At 65.8% G+C, this 23798-nt stretch carries 21 protein-coding genes; 15 read left to right on the top strand and 6 right to left on the bottom strand.

The window, feature by feature from the left end; all coding sequences use genetic code 11:
• Positions 1 to 26: 26 nt before the first annotated feature.
• The 9 genes from urtB (at position 27) to ACOOHP_RS16305 (ending at position 7060) form a co-directional block, all read left to right on the top strand.
• Positions 27 to 950 (top strand): urea ABC transporter permease subunit UrtB, encoded by a 924-nt coding sequence (urtB, locus tag ACOOHP_RS16345; protein ID WP_420467548.1) that lies wholly within the window; start codon positions 27 to 29, stop codon positions 948 to 950.
• Position 951: 1 nt separating this feature from the next.
• Complete coding sequence (gene urtC, locus ACOOHP_RS16340; protein WP_420467547.1) at positions 952 to 2073, top strand: urea ABC transporter permease subunit UrtC; 1122 nt, start codon at positions 952 to 954, stop codon at positions 2071 to 2073.
• 8 nt (positions 2074 to 2081) lie between these two features.
• Positions 2082 to 2828, top strand: coding sequence for an urea ABC transporter ATP-binding protein UrtD (urtD, locus tag ACOOHP_RS16335; RefSeq protein ID WP_420467546.1), 747 nt, complete (start codon positions 2082 to 2084; stop codon positions 2826 to 2828).
• Between the two features lie 10 nt (positions 2829 to 2838).
• Positions 2839 to 3528 (top strand): urea ABC transporter ATP-binding subunit UrtE, encoded by a 690-nt coding sequence (gene urtE, locus ACOOHP_RS16330; RefSeq protein WP_420468731.1) that lies wholly within the window; start codon positions 2839 to 2841, stop codon positions 3526 to 3528.
• A gap of 89 nt (positions 3529 to 3617) precedes the next feature.
• Positions 3618 to 4850 carry a formamidase gene (gene fmdA / locus ACOOHP_RS16325; RefSeq protein WP_420467545.1) on the top strand — a complete coding sequence of 411 codons (1233 nt, stop codon included), beginning with the start codon at positions 3618 to 3620 and terminating at the stop codon, positions 4848 to 4850.
• A gap of 11 nt (positions 4851 to 4861) precedes the next feature.
• The gene (locus ACOOHP_RS16320) at positions 4862 to 5197 is read left to right on the top strand and encodes an FmdB family zinc ribbon protein (protein ID WP_420467544.1); all 336 of its coding nucleotides are present in this window, start codon (positions 4862 to 4864) and stop codon (positions 5195 to 5197) included.
• Positions 5198 to 5298: 101 nt separating this feature from the next.
• Positions 5299 to 5862, top strand: coding sequence for a cytochrome b (locus ACOOHP_RS16315; protein WP_420467543.1), 564 nt, complete (start codon positions 5299 to 5301; stop codon positions 5860 to 5862).
• Positions 5859 to 6404, top strand: a complete 546-nt coding sequence (locus ACOOHP_RS16310) for a YceI family protein (RefSeq protein WP_420467542.1) — start codon at positions 5859 to 5861, stop codon at positions 6402 to 6404. The genes ACOOHP_RS16315 and ACOOHP_RS16310 overlap by 4 nt, the downstream gene beginning before the upstream one ends.
• 80 nt (positions 6405 to 6484) lie before the next feature.
• Positions 6485 to 7060 carry a YceI family protein gene (locus ACOOHP_RS16305; RefSeq protein WP_420467541.1) on the top strand — a complete coding sequence of 192 codons (576 nt, stop codon included), beginning with the start codon at positions 6485 to 6487 and terminating at the stop codon, positions 7058 to 7060.
• A 188-nt stretch (positions 7061 to 7248) separates the two neighbouring features.
• Here ACOOHP_RS16305 and ntrC read toward each other — a convergent pair whose 3' ends face one another.
• From ntrC to ACOOHP_RS16285, 4 genes are all read right to left on the bottom strand, one after another.
• Complete coding sequence (ntrC, locus tag ACOOHP_RS16300) at positions 7249 to 8775, bottom strand: nitrogen regulation protein NR(I) (protein ID WP_420467540.1); 1527 nt, start codon at positions 8773 to 8775, stop codon at positions 7249 to 7251.
• Positions 8776 to 8795: 20 nt separating this feature from the next.
• Positions 8796 to 9878, bottom strand: a complete 1083-nt coding sequence (glnL, locus tag ACOOHP_RS16295; protein WP_420467539.1) for a nitrogen regulation protein NR(II) — start codon at positions 9876 to 9878, stop codon at positions 8796 to 8798.
• A gap of 226 nt (positions 9879 to 10104) precedes the next feature.
• Entirely contained in the window at positions 10105 to 10656 is a 552-nt protein-coding gene (locus ACOOHP_RS16290) for a DUF4124 domain-containing protein (protein WP_420467538.1), read from the bottom strand.
• An 87-nt stretch (positions 10657 to 10743) separates the two neighbouring features.
• Complete coding sequence (locus tag ACOOHP_RS16285) at positions 10744 to 12096, bottom strand: WS/DGAT/MGAT family O-acyltransferase (RefSeq protein ID WP_420467537.1); 1353 nt, start codon at positions 12094 to 12096, stop codon at positions 10744 to 10746.
• A 137-nt stretch (positions 12097 to 12233) separates the two neighbouring features.
• On the opposite strand from ACOOHP_RS16285, the gene ACOOHP_RS16280 reads away from it, so the two are divergent.
• Positions 12234 to 13028, top strand: coding sequence for a tyrosine-protein phosphatase (locus ACOOHP_RS16280; RefSeq protein ID WP_420467536.1), 795 nt, complete (start codon positions 12234 to 12236; stop codon positions 13026 to 13028).
• A 17-nt stretch (positions 13029 to 13045) separates the two neighbouring features.
• On the top strand, positions 13046 to 13735 hold the full coding sequence (locus tag ACOOHP_RS16275; protein WP_420467535.1) for a TetR/AcrR family transcriptional regulator: 690 nt from the start codon (positions 13046 to 13048) through the stop codon (positions 13733 to 13735).
• Here the strand turns inward: ACOOHP_RS16275 and ACOOHP_RS16270 are convergent.
• Positions 13674 to 14771, bottom strand: a complete 1098-nt coding sequence (locus ACOOHP_RS16270; RefSeq protein ID WP_420467534.1) for an NAD(P)-dependent alcohol dehydrogenase — start codon at positions 14769 to 14771, stop codon at positions 13674 to 13676. The genes ACOOHP_RS16275 and ACOOHP_RS16270 overlap by 62 nt on opposite strands.
• Before the next feature lie 154 nt (positions 14772 to 14925).
• Here ACOOHP_RS16270 and ACOOHP_RS16265 point away from each other — a divergent pair, with 154 nt between their 5' ends.
• Genes ACOOHP_RS16265 through ACOOHP_RS16250 form a run of 4 tightly spaced genes read left to right on the top strand, consistent with a single transcriptional unit; the run spans position 14926 to position 19950 of the window.
• Positions 14926 to 16176 (top strand): cytochrome P450, encoded by a 1251-nt coding sequence (locus ACOOHP_RS16265; protein ID WP_420467533.1) that lies wholly within the window; start codon positions 14926 to 14928, stop codon positions 16174 to 16176.
• A 60-nt stretch (positions 16177 to 16236) separates the two neighbouring features.
• On the top strand, positions 16237 to 17019 hold the full coding sequence (locus ACOOHP_RS16260) for an SDR family NAD(P)-dependent oxidoreductase (protein ID WP_420467532.1): 783 nt from the start codon (positions 16237 to 16239) through the stop codon (positions 17017 to 17019).
• A 29-nt stretch (positions 17020 to 17048) separates the two neighbouring features.
• Entirely contained in the window at positions 17049 to 18578 is a 1530-nt protein-coding gene (locus ACOOHP_RS16255; RefSeq protein ID WP_420467531.1) for an acyl-CoA synthetase, read from the top strand.
• A 46-nt stretch (positions 18579 to 18624) separates the two neighbouring features.
• A complete protein-coding gene (locus ACOOHP_RS16250) occupies positions 18625 to 19950 on the top strand; it encodes a multiheme c-type cytochrome (RefSeq protein ID WP_420467530.1) in 1326 nt (441 codons plus the stop codon).
• 101 nt (positions 19951 to 20051) lie between these two features.
• Here ACOOHP_RS16250 and ACOOHP_RS16245 read toward each other — a convergent pair whose 3' ends face one another.
• Positions 20052 to 23798, bottom strand: a complete 3747-nt coding sequence (locus ACOOHP_RS16245) for a hypothetical protein (protein ID WP_420467529.1) — start codon at positions 23796 to 23798, stop codon at positions 20052 to 20054.

Below are 23798 nucleotides of genomic sequence, written 5' to 3'. Positions count from 1 at the left end.
GGCCGGCAGCGACACGGAGCACGACCATGGCCGGCTATACGATCGCGGAGCTGGGTTCGATCTTCACCATGCAGGCGTTCGCCGGCCTGATCCTGTTCTCGGTGTTCGTGCTGATGGCGCTTGGGCTGGCGATCATCTTCGGGCAGATGGGCGTCATCAACATGGCGCACGGCGAATTCATGATCATCGGCGCCTACGTCACCTACCTGACGGCGCAGCTATTCGGCGCCTGGCTGCCGTGGGCGCAACCGGGGTATTTCTTCTTCGCGATGGCGCTGGCGTTCGTAGTGTCGGGGGCGCTGGGACTGTTGGTCGAATGGACGGTCGTGCGGCACCTGTATCACCGCCCGCTCGACACCCTGCTCGCGACCTGGGGCTTGAGCCTGATCCTGCAGCAGGCCCTGCGTTCGATCTTCGGCGCACGCGAAGTGGGCGTGGAGCTTCCCGACTGGATGATGGGCTCGCTGTCGATCAGCGAGACCATCCAGGTCCAGATCAACGGCCTGTTCGTGGTGGCGCTGACCATCGCCATCAGCGTCGCGGTCTTCGTGCTGATGTTCCGCTCGCGCTGGGGCTTGCAGGTGCGCGCCATAACCGCCAACCGCAGCATGAGCGGCGCCGTGGGCATCAACACGCGGCGCGTCGATGCGCTGACTTTCGGCCTCGGCTGCGGCATCGCGGGCATCGCCGGCAGCGCCTTCACCATGATCGGCTCTACCGGACCGACCGCCGGTCAGCTCTACATCGTCGACACCTTCCTGGTGGTGGTATTCGGCGGTGCGCAGAGCCTGATCGGCACCATCGCTTCGGCCTTCACCATCTCGCAGGCGCAATCGACACTGGAGTTCTTCCTGAGTGGATCGATGGCCAAGGTGATCACGCTGCTGGTGGTGATCGGCCTGCTGATGCTGCGCCCGCAAGGCCTGTTCGTCATGAAAGTGAGGAAGTGACATGCCCGCCGTCGTCGCCAGCTTCCGTCGCGACATCCTCGCCTATGCGCTGCTGGCGCTGTTGCTGGCGGTGATTTTTCCGCTGCTGCTGGGCACCTTCCGTCTCAATCTGGTCGGCAAGTACCTGTGCTTCGGCTTCGTTGCTCTGGGCCTGGTGCTGTGCTGGGGCTACTGCGGCGTGCTGAGCCTGGGCCAGGGATTGTTCTTCGGGATCGGCGGCTACTGCATGGCCATGTTCCTCAAGCTGGAGGCGTCCGATCCAGAGAGCACCAAGATCCAGTCCACGCCCGGCATCCCGGATTTCATGGACTGGAATCAGATCACCGAACTGCCATGGATGTGGGAACCCTTCCACTCCCTGAGCCTGACCCTGCTGGCCATCGTGCTGGTGCCGACCGTGTTCGGTCTGGTGGTGGGCGCGGCGATGTTCAAACGTCGCGTCGGCGGCGTGTACTTCGCGATCATCACCCAGGCGCTGTGCGCGGTGGCCACCATCCTCATCATCGGCCAGCAGGGCTACACCGGCGGCATCAACGGCATCACCGACCTGCGCACGCTCAAGGGCTGGGACATCCGCCCCGACGAGTCCAAGACCATCCTGTACTTCGTCTGCGTGGCACTACTGATCGGCTGTATCGCGCTGTCGCAACTGGTCCTGCGCAGCAAGCTCGGCCGCATCCTGGTGGCGATTCGCGACAAGGAAGAGCGTGTGCGCTTCTCCGGGTACGACGTCGCCAACTTCAAGATTTTCGTGTTCTGTTTCGCCGGTGTGTTGTCGGCCATCGGCGGGGCAATGTTCACGCTGCAGGTGGGCTTCATGTCGCCATCGATCATCGGCATCGTGCCCTCCATCGAGATGGTGATCTTCTGCGCCCTGGGGGGACGCCTGTCGCTGTTCGGCGCAGTGCTGGGAGCGCTGGTGGTCAACGCCGCGCGCACCGCGTTCTCCGAAGCCTTTCCGCAACTGTGGCTGTTCGCGATGGGTGGACTGTTCATCATGGTGGTGCTGTTTTTCCCGCGCGGCCTGGCCGGTCTGATCGCCGACCACCTGACACCGCGGATCGCGCAGTGGCGCGAGCGGCGCTCGGCGCCGGCCCTGTCTGCGGAAGTCACTTCTCGATAACGCCGGCCATGAGCAGCAATACCGACTTTCTGTTGGCTCTGGAAAACGTCAGCGTCTCGTTTGACGGCTTCAAGGCGGTCAACGATCTGACCTTGTACGTCAACAAGAACGAGATCCGCGTGATCATCGGTCCCAACGGGGCTGGCAAGACCACGGTGCTGGATCTGATCTGCGGGCGCACCCGCGTCTCCGAAGGTTCGATCAGGTTCAACAATCAGGAACTTACCGAACTGGCCGAACATGAAATCGTGCGCCGCGGTATCGGCCGCAAGTTCCAGACGCCATCCATCTACGAGGACCTGACCGTCTTCGAGAATCTGGAGATCTCATTCCCGCAAGGACGCACGGTATGGGGCGCCCTGACATTCCGTCGCACCGACACGGTGCGAAAGCGCATTCACGACGTCGCCGAATCGATCTTCCTGGACGGTCATCTGCATCGCCGCGCCGAGATGCTCAGTCACGGCCAGAAGCAGTGGCTGGAGATCGGCATGCTGCTGATTCAGGACCCCGAGCTGTTGATGCTCGACGAGCCCGTCGCCGGCATGAGCGTGGCCGAACGCGCCAAGACAGCGGAACTGCTCAACCGCATCACGCAGAACCGCGCCGTTCTGGTCATCGAGCACGACATGAAGTTCGTGGAAAGCATTGCCCACAAGGTCACCGTACTGAACCAGGGCAGGATTCTGGCCGAGGGCAGTATGGCTGCGGTGCAGGATCACCCGCGGGTGAAGGAGGTCTACCTTGGCCACTGAGTCCGCCCACTTGCTGGAACTGTCGCATTTGCACGTCTGCTACGGACAAAGCGAGGTGCTCCACGGTATCGACCTGTCGGTGAAAGCCGGTGAAATCGTCGCCGTGGTGGGCCGCAACGGCATGGGCAAGTCCACCCTGATGAAGTCGCTGATCGGGATACTGCCGACGGCCAGCGGCAGCATCAGAGTCAACGACACCGACATCACCTCAGCTCCCGGTCACGCACGCGTGCGCCAGGGCATCGGCTACGTGCCGCAGGGTCGCGGCATCTTCGGCACCATGACGGTCCGCGAGAATCTGCAGACCGGGCTGGTCTCCACGGGTCGCAAAACCGTTCCCGAAGAACTGTACGAAATCTTTCCCATCCTTCGGGAGTTCGACAGGCGCCGCGGCGGCAACTTGTCCGGCGGGCAACAGCAGCAGCTCGCGATCGCCCGTGCGCTGGCGAGCGACCCAACCGTGCTGCTGCTGGACGAGCCGACCGAGGGCATCCAGCCATCCATCATCAAGGACATTGCGCGCACGCTGAAACAGATCCGCGATGCACGCAATCTCTGCATCGTGGTGTGCGAGCAGGTACTGAGCTTCGTCCTGGACGTCGCCGACCGGATCCTGGTGATCGAGAACGGCCGCATCGTCTCGGACTGCGCACGCGCCGACGTCGATGAGGCGGCAGTCGCCCGCTTCCTCGCGGTATGAAGCCGAAACCCCCATGTGCCGCCATTCCCGTGCTGACGGGCGTGACGGCTTTCTGCTGAAAGGATTTACCCGACTTTAAGGAGCGCGCCATGCCCGTGAAAAAGCTGATCGAGGTCGACCTCGGCACCTCGCCCTACGACAACGACATGATCCACAACCGCTGGCACCCCGACGTGCCCATCGTGGCCTGGGTCAAGCCGGGCGACGACTTCATCGTCGAGACCTACGACTGGACCGGCGGTCAAATCAACAACGACGACAACGCGGCCGACATCCGCGACGTCGATCTCACTCAGGTGCATTTCCTCAGCGGCCCCATCGGCGTCGAGGGTGCAGAGCCCGGCGATCTGCTGGTGGTGGACCTGCTCGACGTGGGCGCCAAGCCCGACAGCCTTTGGGGCTTCAACGCCTTCTTCTCCAAGCAGAACGGCGGGGGATTCCTGACCGATCATTTTCCGCTGGCACAGAAATCGATCTGGGATATTTCGGGCATGTTCACCCATTCACGCCATATCCCCGGCGTGAATTTCGCCGGCCTGATCCATCCGGGTCTGATCGGCTGCCTGCCGGACCAGTCGTCGCTGGATACCTGGAACAAGCGCGAGGGCGAGTTGATCGCCACGGATCCCGATCGCGTGCCGGCGCTGGGCACCTTGCCGCAGGCGGACACCGCTCACATGGGCCGGCTCAAGGGCGCGGCGCGCGACAAGGCCGCGGCCGAAGGCGCACGCACGGTGCCGCCACGCGAGCACGGCGGCAACTGCGACATCAAGGATCTGTCGCGCGGCTCCAAGATCTACTTCCCGGTCTACGTCAAGGGCGGCGGTCTTTCGATGGGCGACCTGCACTTCTCGCAGGGCGATGGCGAGATCACCTTTTGCGGGGCCATCGAGATGGCCGGATGGCTGCATATCAAGGTGGGGCTGATCAAGGACGGCGTGAGCAAGTACGGCATCAAGAACCCGATCTTCCGGCCCAGTCCGATCACGCCGAACTACAAGGACTACCTGATCTTCGAAGGCATCTCGGTGGATGACGCCGGCAAGCAGCACTACCTGGACGTGCACGTGGCCTATCAGCAGGCCTGCCTCAACGCGATCAACTACCTCAAGAAATTCGGCTACTCCGGTGCGCAGGCCTACTCGATCCTGGGCACCGCCCCCGTACAAGGCCACATCAGCGGCATCGTGGATATTCCCAACGCCTGCGCCACGCTGTACCTGCCCACGGAGATCTTCGAGTTCGACATCATGCCGGGCGCCGACGGACCGACCAGGTTCATCGACGGCAGCATCGATATCCCGCTGGCTCAGGATAAGTAAGGGCACCTGCCATGCCGCTCTATCACTTCCAGTGCGGAGAAGCCTCCTGCTCGGAATCGTTTACCGAGATGCGCGGCATCTCGGTACGCGATGATCCGACGCGCTGTCCGCAGTGCGGCGGCGCCGCCCGGCGGCAGTTGGTGCCGCCGCAGTTGGCGTTAGTGTCGACGGCGATGCGCAACGCGCATGACACCAACGAACGCAGCTCGCATCAGCCATCAAGTACCCGGCGTGGCGGGCATGCGCCGGGCTGCGGCTGTTGCAGCGGCGCCGGGGCCACGCCTTCGGGGCCACCGGGCCGACCGAAGGGATTCCCGGGCAAGCGGCCCTGGATGATTTCGCATTGAGTTTCGGGTGGCACTGAGCAGGGACTGACCCGCCCCCTTGGACGGCCAGGGTCTTCGCGCCTAAAGTCGGGTTTCCGACCTGACCGATCCCGGCCGCGTGCATGCGTGAACACCTGACCCTGCGTTACGGCGGCGTGGCGATCGCGCTGCACTGGCTGATCGCGCTGTTGATTTTTTCGGGCCTGACCCTGGGCAGCTACATGGTCGACCTGAAGATGTCGCCGGACAAGCTCAAGTTCTATTCCTGGCACAAGTGGATCGGCGTGACGGTCTTGCTGCTGGCCTGCCTGCGCGTGGCCTGGCGGGTGACGCATGCGCCGCCGCCGCCCAATCCGGATCATCCGCTGTGGCAGCGGCGACTGGCGGCGTCCGCCCACCTTTCGCTGTACCTGCTGATGTTCGTGCTGCCGCTGAGCGGCTGGCTGTTCAGTTCGGCCAGCGGCTTTCCGGTGAAGTATTTCGGCGTGGTGCCATTGCCGGATCTGGTCGACAAGAACAAGGAACTGGCCGACCTGTTCAAGTCCGTTCATGAACTCCTGGGCTGGGCGCTGGTCTTGATTCTGGGCGCGCACATCGCGGGCGCGCTCAAACACCAGTTCATCGACAAGGACCGCACCCTGGGCCGCATGTGGTTCGGGGCGCGGAAGGGAAGCAAGCAGACATGAAACGACTTCTGGCTGGGGCCTGCATGGCCGCCGCGACTGCAGTGTGGGCGACCGCCTCGGTACCGGTGGACGCCGGCAAGAGCAAGATCGTCGCCACGTTCACCCAGATGGGCGTGGATGTGGACGCCGACTTCCTGGAATTTTCCGGCGAACTCCGCTACGACCCGGCAGCACCGAAGAAGGGTTCGGCCAAGCTGCAGATCGACACCGCCAGCTTCGACATCGGCGACCCCGATTACAACTCGGAAGTGCGCAAGGCCGAGTGGCTGGACAGCAAGAACCACCCGCAGGCCACGTTCGAGTCCACCGCCATCGAACCCTTGGGCTCCAACCGCTTCAAGGCAACCGGCACACTGTCGCTCAAGGGTAAGACGCAGACGGTAACATCCGAGATCGCGGTGAAGACCCAGGGGGCCCTGCGTCACTTCAGCGGCAGCCTGCCGATTTCGCGCAAGACCTTTGCCATCGGCGATGCCGAATGGGACGAGGTGCTGGACGACCAGGTGACCGTCAAGTTCGACATCGTCGCGCCGGCCTCTTGAATTCTCCGCGGCACCCCTATTGCACCCTGGTCGCACCCGAACCAATCCACTTCACACCGATTTCACGGGAGATTGCATCCATGCGCCGCACCCTTCTCGCTACTGCCCTGCTGGCCGCCGGAATGTCCGGCGCTGCGCTCGCCGCTCCGGTCACTTACACCGTTGAGCCCGGTCACACCTATCCCAGCTTCAAGGCCCAGCACATGGGCATCTCGTTCTGGCGCGGCAAGTTCAATAAATCCAGCGGCACGGTGGTGCTGGACCGCGAGGCGGGCACCGGCACGGTGGACATCACCATCGACGCCGCTAGCGTCGACTTCGGCCACGACAAGATGAACGAGCACGCGCTTAAGGATGATTTTTTCCACGTCGAGAAATATCCCGAGATTACCTACAAGGGCACCATCAAGTTCGATGACGGCGAGCCCGACGAAGTGGACGGCGAACTGACCATGCTCGGGGTCACTCAGCCGGTGAAGCTGGACATCGAAAGCTTCAAGTGCATCCAGCATCCCATGCTCAAGGTGGAAGTCTGCGGCGCCGATGCCGAGGGTGAATTCAATCGCTGGGACTTCGGCATGAAGTACGGCGCACCCACCGAGGAACTGGGCAAAGCCGAGATCGAGATCCAGATCGAAGCACTGCGCAAGGAGTGACCGTTGCCCGCTTCGCCAAGCGATTGCGGCGAAGCGGGGCATTTCCTCATCGCTGACCCGGCTCGCCTTCGGCGAACCGGGCTACGCAAGCTTTGCTGTCACCGTGTCGCGGCGCCGCCCGACACGGTGACTTCGCGAAGCGAAGTGGGTGCGGGCGGGGTGGCGTGGGGGCCGCCCCGCCACAACGATCAGAGATCGTCCATCCCCAGTTCCTGAATCTTGCGGGTCAGCGTGTTGCGGCCCCACCCCAACCGACGCGCAGCCTCCTGGCGCTGGCCCTTGGTGGCGTGTAGCGCGGCCAGGATCAGGGTGCGCTCGAAGCGCGGCATCGCCTCGTCCAGCAGGCCGCTGCGGCCCCCGGCGAACTCGGTGTCGGCCCAGGTGCGCAGCGCTTCCGGCCAATTGCTGGCCGGCGCAGGTGCCGGCGCAACGACGCTGGACGAAAATGCGGTAACCGGCGCGGGCGGCGCCTCCTGCGGGACTTCGGGCACGCTGTCCGCCGCGGCTGGCGACGGCTCCGGCACCGGCGTCATCACCGGCGGTAACGGAGTGCCGGGATCGATCTCGCGCAGCTCCGGCGGCAGATCGACCAGATGCACGTCCTGCCCGGGCGCCATCACGGTGAGCCAGCGACACACGTTCTCCAGCTGCCTGACGTTGCCGGGCCAGGCAAAGCGCTTGAGGCGTTCCATCACCTCGGGCTGCACACGCTTGACCTCCGACTGCAGTTCGTGGGCGGCCTGTAGAAGGAAATGACGCATCAGCAGGGGAATGTCCTCGGCGCGTTCGGCCAGGCTGGGGATGCGCACGCGGATGACGTTAAGGCGGTGATACAAGTCCTCGCGAAATCCGCCGAGCCGGACCAGTTGCTCGAGGTCCTGGTGGGTGGCGGCGATCACGCGCACATCGACCTTGACCGGCGACACGCCGCCGACCCTGTAGAACTCGCCGTTCTGCAGTACGCGCAGCAGGCGCGTCTGCAGGTCGGCGGGCATGTCGCCGATCTCGTCGAGGAACAGGGTGCCGCCGTCAGCCTGCTCGAAGCGGCCCTTGCGCTGGGTCTGCGCGCCGGTGAACGCGCCGCGTTCGTGGCCGAAGAACTCGGACTCCATCAGGTCCTTGGGAATCGCGGCGGTGTTGACCGCGATGAACGGCCGCGGCGCGCGCGGCGAGTTGACGTGCAGAGCGCGCGCCACCAGTTCCTTGCCGGTACCCGACTCGCCGGTGATCATCACCGTGATCTGCGACTGCGACAGCCGCCCGATGGCGCGGAACACGTCCTGCATCGCCGGGGCTTCGCCGATGATGGCGGTGGACCCCAGCTCCGGCAGCGGCTCCACCACCTCGCGCCGGGACGCAGCCCGGCGCACCAGCTCGGTCACCGCGTTGACGTCGAACGGCTTGGGCAGGTATTCGAAGGCGCCGCCCTTGTAGCTGGCCACCGCGGCTTCCAGGTCCGAATGCGCGGTCATCACGATCACCGGCAGGCCGGGGCGGTCGCGACGCACGCGTTCCATCAGCTCCAGACCGGTGACGCCCGGCATGCGGATGTCGGTGATCAGCACGTCGGGGGTGTCTTCGACCAGCGCGTCGAACAGTTCTGCCGCGCCCTCGAAGGTCTGCACTTTCATGCCCGCGCGCATCAGGGACTTCTGCATCACCCAGCGGATCGACTCGTCGTCGTCCACCACCCAGATTTCGAGCGCCTTGGTCATGTGTTGTCGATCTTGGTGGCTCAGCCGGCTTCGCCGTTGAGCGGCAGGTACAGGGAGAAGACCGTGCAGCCCGGACGCGAGCGGCATTCCACCAGCCCTCCGTGCGCATGGATGAGGTACTGCGCCATCGGCAGGCCCAGCCCGGTGCCGTCGGCGCGGGTGGTGACCATGGGATAGAAAATGCGATCGATCAGCGAGGGCGGCACCCCGGGACCGCTGTCCTCGACGTCGATCTGGATCACCAGCTTGAAGCGCGTGCCGCCGATGGTAAACTGGCGCCGGGTGCGGCTGCGCAGGGTGACCACGCCGTCCTGCCCGGTGCCGTTGATGGCCTGCATGGCGTTGCGCACCAGATTGAGCACCGCCTGGATCAGCTGTTCGCGATCCGCGGTAATTTCCGGAATCGACGGGTCGTAGTCGCGCAGGAACAGCACGTCGGCGCCGCCTTCGGCTTCGCAGAGCTGGCGCACGTGTTCCAGCACTTCGTGGATGTTCACCGAGGACATCCGCGGCAGCCGGTTGGGGCCGAGCATGCGGTTGACCAGATTCTGCAGGCGATCGGCCTCGCGGATGATCACGCCGGTGTACTCGCGGTGCTGGCTGTCCGGGAAATCCTGCTCCAGCAACTGCGCCGCGCCGCGAATGCCGCCAAGCGGATTCTTGATCTCGTGCGCCAAGCCGCGGATCAGCTCGCGAGAGGCTTGGTGCTGAGCCAGCATCAGTTCGTCGCGCGAGATGCGCAGGTGCCGGTCCAGTGCCAGGCACTCCATGACCAGGCCGGTGGCCTTGCCCAGCAGGATCGGCGTCACCGTGCAATCGAGGGTGATGGGTTGTTCGCCCGGCCGCCGCAGGGACATTTCGCGCTCGATGAAGCCGGCGCCCGATTCCAGTGCGTGGCGCAGCCGCTCCAGACAGGGCGCGAACGCGGTGATCGCCTGCCCCAGCGGCTCGCCCACGGCATGGCGGCGGCTGACCTCGAACAGGCTCTCCCCGGCGGAGTTGATGGACGCAATTGCCAGCTTCGCGTCCAGGCAGACGACGGCCGTGGAGAGGCCATCGAGCACCACGTCGGGAGCCACGCGGGAACGAGGCACGAATTTCATGCGGGGGCCATCGCAAAAGCTGCGCCACGGAAAGTGGCATGCAGGCTAGCCGATGGGGCGCGGCAATGCACTATTTTGGTGCAATCAACTCATCTTGCACCGGAACAGCGCGATTCTGAACCGGGGAAGTGCCCACCCGCCGCCCCGGGGCTGGCGAGGCCGTCCCTGTCACCCTTTCTACAGGCTGCGCTGCGTGCCAGCCCGGTCAGCTCAGACCGGGCCGCGATCAGCGATCCCGGGTCAACTGCACGGTCGGCGGCTTCATGTGCACGATCACCGGCGCCGAACGCGCCACCTCGCGGCCACGGTTGTCCACGGCCGCGACGCTGACCAGATGCTCGCCGCGCTCCACGCCTTCCAGGACGTAGTCGAGTGCGCGCGTGGCGGTGCGGTTCTGCGGGCTGCCGTCGAGCATGTAGAGCAGTCCGTAGCCTTCGGGCAGCGGGCGGTTGGTCTGCACGCGCACCGAAAGGCGGCGATCATCGCCGCGAAAAGTCTGTTCCGGCACCGGTGAGGCGATGCTCAGCTCCACCAGCGGCGGGTCGAGCTCCGGCAGCGCATTCACCGTCCCCGAGGGCGTCGGCCGCGGAGTCGGACCCACCACCTGGATCGGCGGCAGTTCGACCGGCTTGGCGCCCTGGGTCGGCGGCTTGTCGGTGTAATGCACCACGCCGTTGGGGCCGACGTATCGGTAGACCTCGGCCGCGCCGACGGTGGTGGCCGCCAGCAATCCAGACAGCAAGTAACCCACGCAGAGGTTCACGAACAATGCCTTCATGGGATCGGCTGGCGGTTCAGACGAGGATACGTTACGCCAGGTTCCGGTGGCCGTCACCCGGAACCCTGCCCTCGGCACCGTGCGGTCTCACGCGACCGCCGCTTCGAGCTCCTCCAGCGCTTCCTGCAGATGATCCAGCAATCGCTGTACCGATGGCAGCGTGCGGCGGCAGGCGATCAGTCCGAAGTCCACGCGGTCGTGCCGGCTGACCAGGGTGATGTTGAGCGCCAGGCCGTCCAGCAACAGCGATACCGGGTACAGGCCATCGAGCTGACAGCCCTGCCAGTACATCGGCTGGCGCGGACCGGGCACGTGCGAGATCACCACGTTGACCGGCATGTTCTCCCAGCCGCCGGCCAGCTTCGCCACACCGGGGGCAAGCATGGCCACCGAATAGGCCAGCAGCTCGGACTGGCTCATGCAGGCGAAGCGTGCCTTGCTGTAGTCCACCGACGCCTTGATGGCGTGGAAACGCTGCAGCGGATCCTCCAGGTGGGTGGCCAGATTGACCAGCATGAAGGCGATCTCGTTGCCGGGCTGTGCCTGCTCGCGATCGCGGTGCAGCGACACCGGCACGCCCGCGATCAACGGCTTGTCGGGTAAGGCACGCAGATCGGACAGGTAACGGCGCAGCGCGCCGGCGCACATTGCCAGCACGACATCGTTGGTGGTGGCATCCAGGGCCTTGCCCACCGCCTTGATGCGCTCGGTGGAATAGGACTGCGCGGCGAAGCGCCGCGAGGCGGTGATGCGTTGGTTGAGAATGCTGCGCGGCGCGCGCAGGGAGGTGACCACGTCCGGGCGACGCGCGCGTGCGTCGCGCAGGGTTTCTCGCAGCTGCTGCATCACCGACGGAATCGACGCGGCATTGGCCTTGAGCTTCTCCAGTCCGGTGAGCGCCTTGGCCAGCACCGGCGTGGGCCGCTGGCCACTGCCGACCTCCCAGGTCGGCGGCATGGCGGCCGACGCAGCGGCGTCGTCGGCCATCGACTTCATCAACAGGCGGATGCCGGATACGCCGTCCACCACCGAGTGATGGATCTTCATGTAGGTGGCGATGCGACCGTCTTCCAGCCCTTCGATCAGGTACACCCGCCACAGCGGGTACGCGCGGTCCAGGTGGGCGCTGTGCACGCGCGACACCATCGCCAGCAGTTCGCGGATGCGGCCCGGTTTGGGCAGGGCCATGTGCACGAAGTGATGGGCCAGATCGAAGTGCGGATCGTCCTCCCAATACAGCATGCCCAGACGCGACAGCGGCCGGCGGTCGAACGGCGGCCGTGCGATCTGCGACTGGTTGAGGCGTTCCGCCAGCTGCGCAGCAAAATCCGGCGGCGATCCGGGTGGCGGCGTGAACAGCGCCAGCGCGCCCACATGCAGCGGCTGGTGGCGGCGCTCCAGACGCAGGAAGGCCACATCGATAGGCGACAAGCGACGCATGGTTCTCCTCCCCCGGCAGCGCCGGGAACATTCGGCGCATGGGCTGCGCTCTTGCATGCAAGTCTATCCGCACCTTGCGCGACCGATGTGCGGCCGGCCGTTTATCCTTGAGGCCTGTCCGCCTTTTGCCGCGCACGATGTCTTCCACCACCTACCTGCTGCAGAGCTCTCCCAACTTTCGCGATTTCGGCGGCTACCCGACGGCCGATGGCCGCCGCGTCCGCGCCCGTCGCCTGTTCCGCTCCGAGCTGCTGCTGGAACTGACGCCCGCCGACCTTGAGCAATTGGCGAGCCTGCAGATCGGCCTGGTCTGCGACCTGCGCAGCCCGGCCGAGCGCGCGCGCATCGGCAACCAATGGCCCGCAGGCTGCACCTACGAACACCTGGCGCTGGACCTGGGCACCGAGCTATCCGCGGTGCAGCCTGATCGCTGGAGTCGCAAGCTTGCCGATCCCGACTTCGACGCCGAACAGGCGCAGGCCGCGCTGCGGGACAACTACCGCCGCATGCCCGCGCCCTTTGCACGCGACCTGCGCGAACTGTTCGTGCGGCTGGCCCGCCCCGATGCGCCCGCCCTGCTGGTGCACTGCGCGGCCGGCAAGGACCGCACCGGTTTCGTCGTGGCCATGCTGCTGCGTGCGCTGGGCGTGTCGGACGACGTCGTGATGGCCGATTACCTGGAAACCCGCCGGCGCTACACCCTGGACCGGCTGATCGCCTCGCGCCTGCACCTGACCATCGACCCGGCCAGGATGGGTCCGCGCGGGCGCGAAGCACTGGCGGTGCTGGCCTCGGTGCGAGCCGACTTTCTGCAGGCCGCGCTGGACACGGTGGAGCGCGATTTCGGCGGCAGCGTGCAGTACCTGCAGCAAGCCTGCGGACTGACCGCGCAGATGCAGGTATCGCTGCGCGATGCCTTGCTCGAAACCTGAGTGTCGGCCGCTTCCCGATGCAGCGACCCGCCAAGCGCGCACCGGTCGAACAGCGTCTGCTGCAAGCCACCGAACGCCTGCTGGAGCAGGGCCACAGTTTTGGCAGCCTGACCGTGGAACAGCTCGCCGCCGAAGCGGGCATGGCGCGCGCCACGTTCTACCTGCACTTTCGCGACAAGGGCGAGTTGGTGCTGCGCCTGATGGGCCAGCTCACCGAAGATATCGTGCGCAGTGCTGGCCTGTGGTTCGAAAACGCCGGCCACGCGGACCGCGACGACATCGAACGCGCGCTGGTCGGAATTGTGGGGGCCTTCCGCAATCATCGCGCGCTGGTGGCCGCCATCAACGACACCGCGCCTTACGACCCCGATGTGGCGGCTTTGTATCGCCACATGATGGATCGTTTGTGCGCCGAGAGTCGGCGTGCGATCGCCGCGGTGCGGCGCCAGGGCAAGGCCCATCCGCAGGCCAGCGCCGAGGTCGCCGATATCCTGACCTGGGCGGTCGACCTGTACTGCGCGCGCTTCATCGGAAATTACGACGGCGCCGCGCTGAACCGGCTGGCGAAGTCGCTGGCGCACATCTGCGCGAGCGCCATTTTTTTGCCCGCACCGCCGACGCCGGCAACCGCGCCCCACAGAAACCTCAAGGCAACAACACCGCCTTCACGCAGTCGCCGTGGTGCTGCGCCGAAATCGCCTGATTGATCTGCGCCAGCGGGTAGGTCGCGATCAGCTTGTCGATGGGGAAGCGGCCGGCCAGGAACAGGCTCACCAGCTCCGGGATGAGCGTCTGCGGGTCGCTGTCGCCTTCGACGATGCCCTGGATGCGATGGCCCGCCAGCACCAGCGCGGTCAGGTTCACCGACACCGCCGCGTCGGGCGTGGCGGCCGCCACCACGCCGCAGCAGCCGTGCGGAGCCAGCGCGGCCAGCGCCGTTTCCACCACCGCCGGAATGCCGGTGTTGTCGAACGCATAGTCCACACCCTCGGGCACGCGAGCACGGATTTGCGCGGCCACCTCACCGGCGGCGGGATCGAGCACGCAGGTCGCGCCCAGTTCGAGCGCCAGCGCGCGACGCACGGCGTGCGGCTCGACCAGCACGATCTCCCGGCATCCCCGCACCACCGCGCCCATCACCGCGGCCAGGCCGACCGCACCGCCGCCGAAGATGGCGATGGTGGAGCCGGCCTCGGCCGCCAGCGCGTGCATCACGCCACCGGCACCGGTCTGGAAGCCGCAGCCCAGCGGTCCCAGCAGTTCCAGCGGCGCACGCGTATCGACCTTGACCACGTTGCGCCGACCGGCCAGCGCGTGGGTGGCAAAGGAGGACTGGCCGAAGAAATGGCTGGAGACACGCTGGCCCGCCTGCATCAGTCCGGCACTGCCATCCGGCCGCGCACCGCCGAAGTTGAGCGGCACAAAATGCTGGCAGTAGCAGGGCAGGTGCTGGCTACAGCGCAGACAATCGCCGCACGAGGAAAAGCTCAGCACCACATGGTCGCCCACCTGCAGGTCCTGCACCTGTTCGCCTAACGCCTCCACCACGCCGCTGCCCTCGTGACCGAACACCGCCGGCAGCGGCACGGGAATCGCCTGGTCGCGCGCGATCAGGTCGGTGTGGCACAGGCCGGCGCCGACGATGCGGACGCGCACCTCATCGGCGCGGGGCGCGTCGAGCTGCAGGGTCTCGATGGAGAAGGCAGCGCCCGCTTCGCGTACCACGGCGGCGGTGATGTCCATGCGGTGGGTCTCCTTGAATCCTGAAGGGTACGGGCAAAGCGGACCCGCAATAATAGACACTGTGTCTATTTCTGGAATAGCGTAGCGCACTGGCTCCTGCCGAGCAGACCCTGCACTGGGTTTCCCGGGGGAGCCTCCATCCGGGAGGAGTTTCATGACACTAGAGAATGGCAAGCCGCTGGCGCCGGTCCTGCTCGGCGACGCCGCGCACTACGAGACCGGCTTTCCGCACGAGTTGTTTACCGACCTGAGGCAGCGCATGCCGGTGTGCTGGAGCCGCGAGGCCGACGGCCCCGGCTTCTGGTCGCTGCTCAAGTACGACGACCTGGCGGCGGCGGCCAAGAATCCGGCGGTGTTCTCGTCGGCCACCGAAAACGGCGGCCACCGGCTGTTCGACGAACAGACCGCTGGCGTCGCCGGCTCCGGTGCCGAGAGCCCCATCGGCATTCCCTTCATCTCGCGCGATCCCCCCAAGCAGGCGCAACAGCGGTTGTCGGTGCTGGCGGCGGTGGCGCCTTCACGCCTGGGCGATATGGAAACCCGTATCCGTGCACGCGTGGTGACGTTGTTCGAGCAGGTGCAAGGAGACACCGTGTTCGATGTGGTGCCGGCTCTGTCCGCGCCGATCCCGATCAAGACCCTGGCCGAACTGCTGGAAGCGCCGCCCGAATACGAGCCCAAGCTGTTCGAATGGACCAACGCGCTGATCGGCGAGGACGACCCCGAATTCCGCCGCTCGCCCGAATACATGGCGCAGATCATCGGCGAGCTGATGCAGTTCGGTAGCCACCTGCGCGCCAGTCGTCTGGGTGGCAGCGGCACCGACATCATCACCCTGATCAGCCGCGACAAGGACGGCGCCGAGGTGCCCCTGCGCGACTTCTACGCCAACCTGATTCTGGTGCTGGTGGGCGGCAACGAGACCACCCGCAATTCCATCTCCGGCGGACTGCTGGCCCTGGCGCAGCATCCCGAACAATGGCAGCGGCTGGTGGACGATCCTGCGCTGATTCCCGGTGCGGTGAGCGAGATCGTGCGCTGGGTATCGCCGGTGATGCACATGCGCCGCACCGCAATGCAGGACATCGAGGTTCGCGGCCAGCACATCGCCAAGGGCGACAAGGTCCTGCTGTGGTATCCGTCCGCCAATCGCGACGAAGACATCTGGGAGCAGCCGTTTACCTTCGACATCGGGCGCGGCTTCAAGCAACGTCATCTGGCCTTCGGTATCGGCCAGCACACCTGTCTGGGCAGCCGCGTGGCGGAATTGCAGTTGCGCGTGTTTCTGGAAGAACTGCTGCGGCGCTACCGCCACATCGAGCTGTGCGGACCGGTGCCGCGCATCCGCTCCAACTTCATTCACGGCATCAAGTCGCTGCCGATGAAGTTCAAGGCTTCCGCCTGACGTGATCTACTTGCGCCTCCAAAATCGAATTTCCAAACGCATCATTCAAGGGAGCATGCAATGAAGCTGGATTCCTCCATCAGCGCCGTCATCACCGGTGGCGCCTCCGGCCTGGGCGAGGCAGCGGCGCGACGCCTGGCCGCGCAGGGCGTGCGGGTGGCCTTGTTCGACCTCAATGCCGAACGCGGCGAGGCGCTGGCCGCCGAACTCGGCGGCGTGTTCTGCAAGGTCAATGTCACCGACGACGCCAGCGTCGCCGAGGGTTTTGCCCGCAGCCGCGCCACCATCGGCCAGGAACGCATCCTGGTCAACTGTGCCGGCACCGGCAACGCCATCAAGACCGCCAGCCGCGACAAGACCACCGGCGCGATCAAGCATTTCCCGCTGGAGAATTTCGACAAGATCATCCAGATCAACCTGGTCGGCAGCTTCCGCTGCATTGCCCACTCGGCGGCCGGCATGATGAGCCTGGAGCCGCTGCCCGACGGTGACCGCGGCGCCATCGTCAACACTGCCTCGGTAGCTGCGCAGGACGGCCAGATCGGTCAGGCCGCGTACTCTGCATCCAAGGCCGGCGTGGTCGGCATGACCCTGCCGATCGCACGCGACCTGATGTCCGAGAACATCCGCATCAACACCATCCTGCCCGGCATCTTCAACACGCCGCTGATGAACGCCGCACCGGACAACGTCAAGACCGCGCTGGCCGCCAGCGTGCCGTTTCCGAAGCGCCTCGGCGACCCGGCGGAGTTCGCATCGCTGGTCGAGCAGCTCGTCACCAACGGTTACTTCAACGGCGAGTCGATACGACTGGATGGTGCCATCCGCATGGCACCGCGCTGAACGTCCAATACGACAGGGGAGGAGAGGCCATGCACATCGCGCATCACGCTGCGCAGCGCCCGCACGATCCGGCCATCGTCATGAGCGATGGCGCCAGCCTGAGCTTCCGCCAGCTCGATCAGGGCTCCGCCGCACTGGCCAACCGCTTTCATGCGCTGGGGCTGCGCAAGGGCGGCGTGATCGCGGTCTTCATGGAAAATCGCCTGGAGTACCTGCTGACGACCTGGGCGGCGCAGCGCATGGGCCTGTACTACACGCCGATCAACTGGCACCTCAAGCCGGACGAGGTGGCCTACATCGTCGATGACTCTGAATCCACGGTGATGGTCACCTCGGCTCAGCACCGCGAAACCGCGGCGCGCGCCAAGGTCGGTAGCCGCTGCACGCAGACGCTCAACGTCGACGACGCCGACTGGGACGCGGTACGCAGCGCGATGAACGCAAATACACCCCCACCGGTGGAGCACGAGCCGGCCGAAGGCCAGGTGATGTTCTATTCGTCCGGCACCACCGGCAAACCCAAGGGCATCAAGCGCCCGCTCGACGGCCGCGAGTTCGGCACGCCCAGCTCGGTCGACAAGTTCCTGTCCGGCTACTACGGCGCCAGTGCCGCGGCGGTTTATCTGTCGCCCGCACCGATGTATCACGCCGCGCCGCTGAACTGGTGCATGGCCTTTCTGCGTGCCGGTGCGCGCATCGTGTGCATGCGCCAGTTCGACCCCGCGGAGACGTTGCACCTGATCGCGCAGCACCGGGTCACTCACGCGCAGTTCGTGCCGACCATGTTCGTGCGCATGCTCAAACTGACGGACGCCGAGCGCACCGCGCACGACGTGTCGAGTCTGAAGATGGCGGTCCACGCCGCGGCGCCCTGCCCGCCCGACGTCAAGCGCGCGATGTTCGACTGGTGGGGCCCGGTGATCCACGAGTACTACGGCGGCAGCGAGGCCAACGGCATCTGCGCAGTGGCGCCGCAGGATTGGCTGAGCCACCCGGGCTCGGTGGGCAAGGCGGTGCTGGGTGTGGCGCACGTCTGCGATGAAGACGGCAATGCATTGCCGGTCGGCGAGACCGGCCATATCTATTTTTCCGGCATGCCGCCATTCGAATACTTCAAGGACCCGGACAAGACCCGCGGCGCCTACAACGCGCAGGGCTGGAGCACCTTGGGCGACATCGGTCACATGGACACCGAAGGCTACCTGTACCTGACCGACCGCAAGGCGTTCATGATCATTTCCGGCGGCGTCAACATCTATCCGCAGGAAGTCGAGAACGCGCTCATCGGCCACCCCGCGGTGATGGACGTCGCCGTGATTGGCGTGCCGCATCCCGAACTGGGCGAAGAAGTGTTGGCCGCGGTGCAGTTGCGCGACACGGCACAGGCCAGCGATGCGCTCAAGGCCGAGCTGATCACGTTCTGCCGCGAGCGCATCGCCCACTACAAATGCCCGCGCCGGGTGGAGTTCGACGCCAACCTGCCGCGCCTGCCCAACGGCAAGCTGCTCAAGCGGCTGATCAAGACGCGCTACGCCGTCGCCGGGGGTGCGCCGGGCTGAAATTCGAGTAGCCTTGCAAGCACCGGCAGCACCAGGGAGCAGGCACATGCTGGGAAGCACGTTGCGGTGTGTGATGGGATTCCTGGCATTGGCCTATGCCGCATCGACGGCGGCCGGGCACCCGCAGATGCCGTTCGAGTCGCCGTGGCAGCATCTGGGTGTGGCCACCTGCGCCGGCAGCAACTGCCATGGTTCGCAGCGGCCTTTCGATGACTCCCCGGTGCTGCAGAACGAATACTTCACCTGGGAGCGCAAGGACGCTCACTCCAACGCCTTCAAGCTGCTGCAGGGCGCAGACGGCAAGCGCATCGCTGACAACCTCGGCATCGAGGACGCGACAAAAGCCGAGGAATGTCTGGTTTGCCACACCGACTACGTCGCGCCTGGGCAGCGCGGCCGCCGCTACGCGATGTCCGAAGGCGTGGCCTGCGAGGCCTGCCACGGCGGCGCACAGGACTGGCTGGGTCCGCACGTGTCGGGCAACTCGCATCAGCAGAACCTCGATGCCGGCCTATATCCGCTGGAAGACCCGGTCGCTCGTACCCGGCTGTGCCTGCAGTGTCATCTGGGCACCGGCGACAAGCCGATCGATCACCGCATCATGGGCGCCGGTCACCCGCCGCTGGAATTCGAGGTCGGCGCGTTCACCCTCTACCAGCCGGAACATTTCCGCATCGATACCGACTATCTCAAGCGCAAGCCGGCCCACGTCTCCGGCGCAAGGCTGTGGGCCATCGGCCAGATCGTGGCGGCGCAGTTGTACCTTGAGCAATTGCGCAGCCCGCGCTTCAAGGACCATGGCCTGTTTCCCGAGCTGGTGTTCTTCGACTGCAACGCCTGCCATCACCCGATGCGGCCGCCGCGCTGGTCGACCGGCACCGGCGGCGCGCTGGGCGCCGGCGAACCGCGCCTGATGGACGCCTACTTGTTGATGAGCGGCGCGGTGTTGAACGTGCTGACCCCTGATGCCAGCGGTCGGTGGCAGGACGGCTTGCGCGGATTGCAGCAGGCCTCGCGCGAATCGGTCGGCAAGGTCCAGGAACAGGCGGCGACGCTGTCCGCCCTTGCCGACCAAGCCTTGCAGCAGGTCGGCGCACAGGCGATCACCAAGGCACAGACCATCACGTTGATGCAGCAGGTGGCCAAGCTCGGCACCGGGCCGCGCGCCGCCGACTACAGCAGCGCCAAGCAGGTCTACTACGCCATCGACGCCTTGCTGGCCGATCTCAAGCGCCAGCATGGCATTGGCAAGGACGCATTGAACGCGGACATGGACCAACTGTTCACCGCGTTCGATCCGTCCCGACCCTTTGATCCCGAAGCATTGCGCAAGACGCTGCAGCAGATCAGCCAGCGGGTGACGACGCTCTGAGTTCGAGGATTCCGTCTTTTCGGGATGCCGGAGGCGAATCCGGAATCCCGCAAGCAAGGCCGCGCCGCGAGCCCGCACATCGGTTGACGCCTTCCAGGCTGCTACCGCGCGGATGCCTGCGGCTGGTTGGTCACGAACCACGGCTCGCCATCGACGTCGAGGAACAACTCCTGCTGTTCCTTCAACGTGAACGGCCGCGAACCGATGCGCCCGAACACCGCGATCTGGCCGCCGGTTTCGTCAACGGCCCGATCACGATGCAGGCCTTCAGACAAGGCCAGCGCCGGGCTCGCGGTCTGGCGCGTGGCCACCAGTTGCGGCTTGGGATCGGGCGAAAAGCCGTAGAAGCCCGGCTGCGTTTCCGGACTCATGAGCTGGATCACCTTGAGGCCGGCGTCGCCGTCAGCCACATAGGCGAATAGCGAGGCGTTGGTGGCGCCGACCTTGACGTCCCAGGCATCGGTGATCCGGCCGTCGGCGGTGTATTGCTGATACAGCGCCGGCTGTTCGGGGTTGGTGATGTCGACGATCCCCAGTCCTTCAGCGCCGGCGGCGACATAGGCATAGGTGCGCACCAGATACACCCGGCGCGCGTCCTGGAACGCCACCGTGGCCCCATCGACCACCCGCGGCTTGGCCGGATGGGTGACATCCACCACCTGCAAACCTTCGTCGGTGGTGACGAACAGGTAACGGAACTGCAGCGCGCTACCGCGAACGTTTTTCAGCGGTAGCGTGGCAGCGACCTTAGGCGCCAACGGCTGCGACAGGTCCAGGACCACCAGGCCGGCATCGGCCGCCACGTAGACCCAGCTTCCAGCCACGGTCAGATGCCGCGCCCCGTCCAGCACGCCACCCTCGTTCCAGGTCAGGGCGCGTTCGAAGAAGTTGTTGCGCAACTCGCCATCCGACAGGGTGTTGATGTCGACCAGGATCAGGCCCTCTTCGCTGTCGGTGATCAGCGCGTAGTTGTAGATCGGGTGGAAGGGCTGCTCCAGGTTGACCAGACGCATCAGATCGCCCTGATTGCGATCCGGATGGATCGGCTGGTTGGTCGGCAGGGCCACGCAGGTGGCGTTGCGGGTGGCCACCCGGGTGTTGTGGCCCAGAGCGGAGACCGGTGCGCTGATGATGCGCTGGCTGAAGCCCTTGTTGGCCACCGAGGCGACATCGTAGGCCTCAAAGCCGCGGCTGCCCTGCGCCACGTACAGATACTCGCCGCGCAACTGCAGACAGCCGACGCGATCGCCGGTGCCGTGCGAGTACTCTTCGGCCAGCTCGCGGCCGCGGGCTTCGTGCGCCTGATGGCGTGCCGGGTAGGCATAGCGATGCAGATAGCTGCCGATGACCGCCTGTGGTTCATCCCACTCGGTAACCGTGACCGCGGAAACCGCATCGTCACCGCCGACCCAGGCGTTGTAGCCGATGAAGTTCATGAAGTTGGTGCCGTGCAGCAGCAGCTGCGCCATGATCGCGTTGTTGTCGTTGGCGGCGGACAAATGACAGTCCTCGCAAGCCTTGGTCTCGGTCTTGCGCTCGGTATGCGGGTAGTGCGGCGCGAACGCCTGCGAGGAAAATCCGCTGGCTGCCACCGGCGGCTGCTGGATGTAGATCTTCTCGCGGTTGGCGTTGGTGGACGACAGCACCAGCGCGCTCGACGAGCGCACCGGCGCGATGCGATTGCCCTTGGCCGGGCCATGCTTGCCGAGCTGGAACACGTCGTCACGCGCCACCTGCGGGTTGTAGGTGGCGAAGTTGCGCGCCTCTTCCCCCTCGTAGTGCAGGCCGTCGGATTTCCAGTTGGCCTGGATCGGCAGGTGGCAGCCGCCGCAGCTGGTGGTCCACGAGGTATGGCAGGTGGCGCACATCATCTCTTCATCCTGATGCGCGCGATCCTGCGGCGCCACGCCCGTGCCCCAGTCCTGCTTCGCCACGTCGGCCGACACCAGCTTGGCGCGCGCGGCCTTCTCGTTGTAGTGCGCGTTGCCCTGGGTGACGCTGTCCTTGACCAGACTCATCTCCCACTGCAGGCCCTCGGTGACGCTGGAGCGCTGGATCAGCTTGCCGCCGATCCACTCGAAGCGACGCTCGCCGAACGGCGTGCGCGCGACCGACAGATCGTTGCCGCCATCCGGCGCCGCCGGGCCGCTGGTGAGCAGGCTGGGATAGGTATCGGCAGTGCCGTGGCAGTCCACGCATTCGATCTCGATGGCTTGCGCAACCTCCCCGTAGATGTGGCCGTCGCCATGCATGTCCTGCGAGAAGTGACAATCCACGCAATGCATGCCGACATCGACGTGCACCGAGGACATGTGCACCGCCTTGTCGAACTTGTCCGGATCGTCGTCCGCGACGATGTTGCCGTCGGCGTCCAGCAGGCGCCCCTTGCGATCGCGCTTGAACACGGCACGGAAATTCCAGCCGTGGCCGTGGTAGTCGGCGAACTGGGTGTCCTTGAGCTTGGGGTTGAGCTCGCTGACCTTCTCGAGGAAATCCGGATCGCCCCAGTTGCCGCGGATGGCGGCCTCTTCGGGATTGCGCCGATTGATCTCGCGGATCTCGGCGTCCGTCGGCGTTTTTTCCTCCTTGGGCCACATGTGCGGCGCATCGGACTCGTAGTCCCACATGGTGTAGCCAAGGAAGCTGTTCACGAACACGTTGGGCTGGTGCATGTGGCAAACCATGCACTGGCTGGTGGGGATGGCGGAGGTGAACGCGTGTTGCAGCGGATGCCCCGACTCGCCGCGCGCGATGGTGGGGTCGGCGGTGTCGGTTTCGCCGGTGTGTCCGAGCTTGGCGTAGGGGCCGCTATGGCGCGGGTCGCGATCGTTGGCGTAGACCACGTGACAGGCCGAGCACCCCGAACTGCGGTAGTCGCCGGGCTGGTCGTTGGTGCCCATGAACCAGGTGTGCGGATCGTTCAGGCGCGTCTTGTGGATGTTGAGGACCGGCACCGCGATACGGTTGCCGGTGCCGGGGCCGCGATTGGACTGCTTGAGGTCGGGACGGCCGGGCTCTTCCAGCCGCTGGATATTGCCGGCCACGTTGGGCAGGCCGGTTTCGGGGAACAGCGAAAGAACGTTGCGTCCGCCGCGCTCGAACACGCGGAACACATCGGCCGGCGGCGTGGTTTCCCACGACGGCAGCGGGTAGAGCGTTTCGATCACGCCCTTGTCGGTCATGTTGGCGTCGGGTTTGACCGGGCCGTGCAGGGCAGCGGCCTCGCCTGCCGTCGTGTAGGACTCGCCCAGCAGGTAGCGCTTGAACGGCAGGATGCCGTTGTTGTAGCTGGCGCCGCCCCACAGCATGGCGCTGGTCGCCATCAGGCTGCGCTCGGCGGCTTCGATGATGGGCAGGTGGCAGGCGCCGCAGGCTTCGCGGGCGGCGCGATAGTCGCCGGGGTTGACGAAGCGGACGAACTCCGGACTTTCGCGGTTGAGCAGGGCATAGGTGTGCTCCGGATTGGCCGAATCCGGCCAGTGCCAGGTCTGCGGATACAAGGGCAGGACATGGGCGCGGGACAAGGCGCCCTCGTACTCGGCGCTGCCGCGATCGAACCCGCTGGGCTTGCTCACCATCGCATCGCCGCCGTGACAGTCGATGCAGCCGAGAATCACGCCCGGCTGGCGATGCATGGTCTTCTGGTCGGTGTCGGTGTGGCAGCTCACGCAACCGGCGCTCTTGTCGTCGGCCTGGGTCTGCGTCTGCGCGCGCGGTGCCGGCGCGGATGCGGCGTAGTCGATCGACTGCGGATTTTCCCCGCCGGCGGCCTGGGCGGTGCCGAGGGCCGCGCCGGCCACCAGCAAGAGCAGGGCCAGGAGCAGGTGCATCGCAGGCAGGCGGTCCAT

It is taken from the genome of Panacagrimonas sp. (genome assembly GCF_965216805.1).
Taxonomy (GTDB): Bacteria; Pseudomonadota; Gammaproteobacteria; order Nevskiales; family Nevskiaceae; genus Panacagrimonas.
The sequence above is the reverse complement of the archived record's forward strand: the minus strand, read 5'-3'. Positions and strand labels throughout refer to the sequence as shown.

Coding starts and splice junctions, on each gene's coding strand:
- urtB (WP_420467548.1), top strand. CDS start 27: ATGGCCGGCTATACGATCGCGGAGCTGGGTTCGATCTTCACCATGCAG.
- urtC (WP_420467547.1), top strand. CDS start 952: ATGCCCGCCGTCGTCGCCAGCTTCCGTCGCGACATCCTCGCCTATGCG.
- urtD (WP_420467546.1), top strand. CDS start 2,082: ATGAGCAGCAATACCGACTTTCTGTTGGCTCTGGAAAACGTCAGCGTC.
- fmdA (WP_420467545.1), top strand. CDS start 3,618: ATGCCCGTGAAAAAGCTGATCGAGGTCGACCTCGGCACCTCGCCCTAC.
- ACOOHP_RS16320 (WP_420467544.1), top strand. CDS start 4,862: ATGCCGCTCTATCACTTCCAGTGCGGAGAAGCCTCCTGCTCGGAATCG.
- ACOOHP_RS16315 (WP_420467543.1), top strand. CDS start 5,299: ATGCGTGAACACCTGACCCTGCGTTACGGCGGCGTGGCGATCGCGCTG.
- ACOOHP_RS16310 (WP_420467542.1), top strand. CDS start 5,859: ATGAAACGACTTCTGGCTGGGGCCTGCATGGCCGCCGCGACTGCAGTG.
- ACOOHP_RS16305 (WP_420467541.1), top strand. CDS start 6,485: ATGCGCCGCACCCTTCTCGCTACTGCCCTGCTGGCCGCCGGAATGTCC.
- ntrC (WP_420467540.1), bottom strand. CDS start 8,775: ATGACCAAGGCGCTCGAAATCTGGGTGGTGGACGACGACGAGTCGATC.
- glnL (WP_420467539.1), bottom strand. CDS start 9,878: ATGAAATTCGTGCCTCGTTCCCGCGTGGCTCCCGACGTGGTGCTCGAT.
- ACOOHP_RS16290 (WP_420467538.1), bottom strand. CDS start 10,656: ATGAAGGCATTGTTCGTGAACCTCTGCGTGGGTTACTTGCTGTCTGGA.
- ACOOHP_RS16285 (WP_420467537.1), bottom strand. CDS start 12,096: ATGCGTCGCTTGTCGCCTATCGATGTGGCCTTCCTGCGTCTGGAGCGC.
- ACOOHP_RS16280 (WP_420467536.1), top strand. CDS start 12,234: ATGTCTTCCACCACCTACCTGCTGCAGAGCTCTCCCAACTTTCGCGAT.
- ACOOHP_RS16275 (WP_420467535.1), top strand. CDS start 13,046: ATGCAGCGACCCGCCAAGCGCGCACCGGTCGAACAGCGTCTGCTGCAA.
- ACOOHP_RS16270 (WP_420467534.1), bottom strand. CDS start 14,771: ATGGACATCACCGCCGCCGTGGTACGCGAAGCGGGCGCTGCCTTCTCC.
- ACOOHP_RS16265 (WP_420467533.1), top strand. CDS start 14,926: ATGACACTAGAGAATGGCAAGCCGCTGGCGCCGGTCCTGCTCGGCGAC.
- ACOOHP_RS16260 (WP_420467532.1), top strand. CDS start 16,237: ATGAAGCTGGATTCCTCCATCAGCGCCGTCATCACCGGTGGCGCCTCC.
- ACOOHP_RS16255 (WP_420467531.1), top strand. CDS start 17,049: ATGCACATCGCGCATCACGCTGCGCAGCGCCCGCACGATCCGGCCATC.
- ACOOHP_RS16250 (WP_420467530.1), top strand. CDS start 18,625: ATGCTGGGAAGCACGTTGCGGTGTGTGATGGGATTCCTGGCATTGGCC.
- ACOOHP_RS16245 (WP_420467529.1), bottom strand. CDS start 23,798: ATGGACCGCCTGCCTGCGATGCACCTGCTCCTGGCCCTGCTCTTGCTG.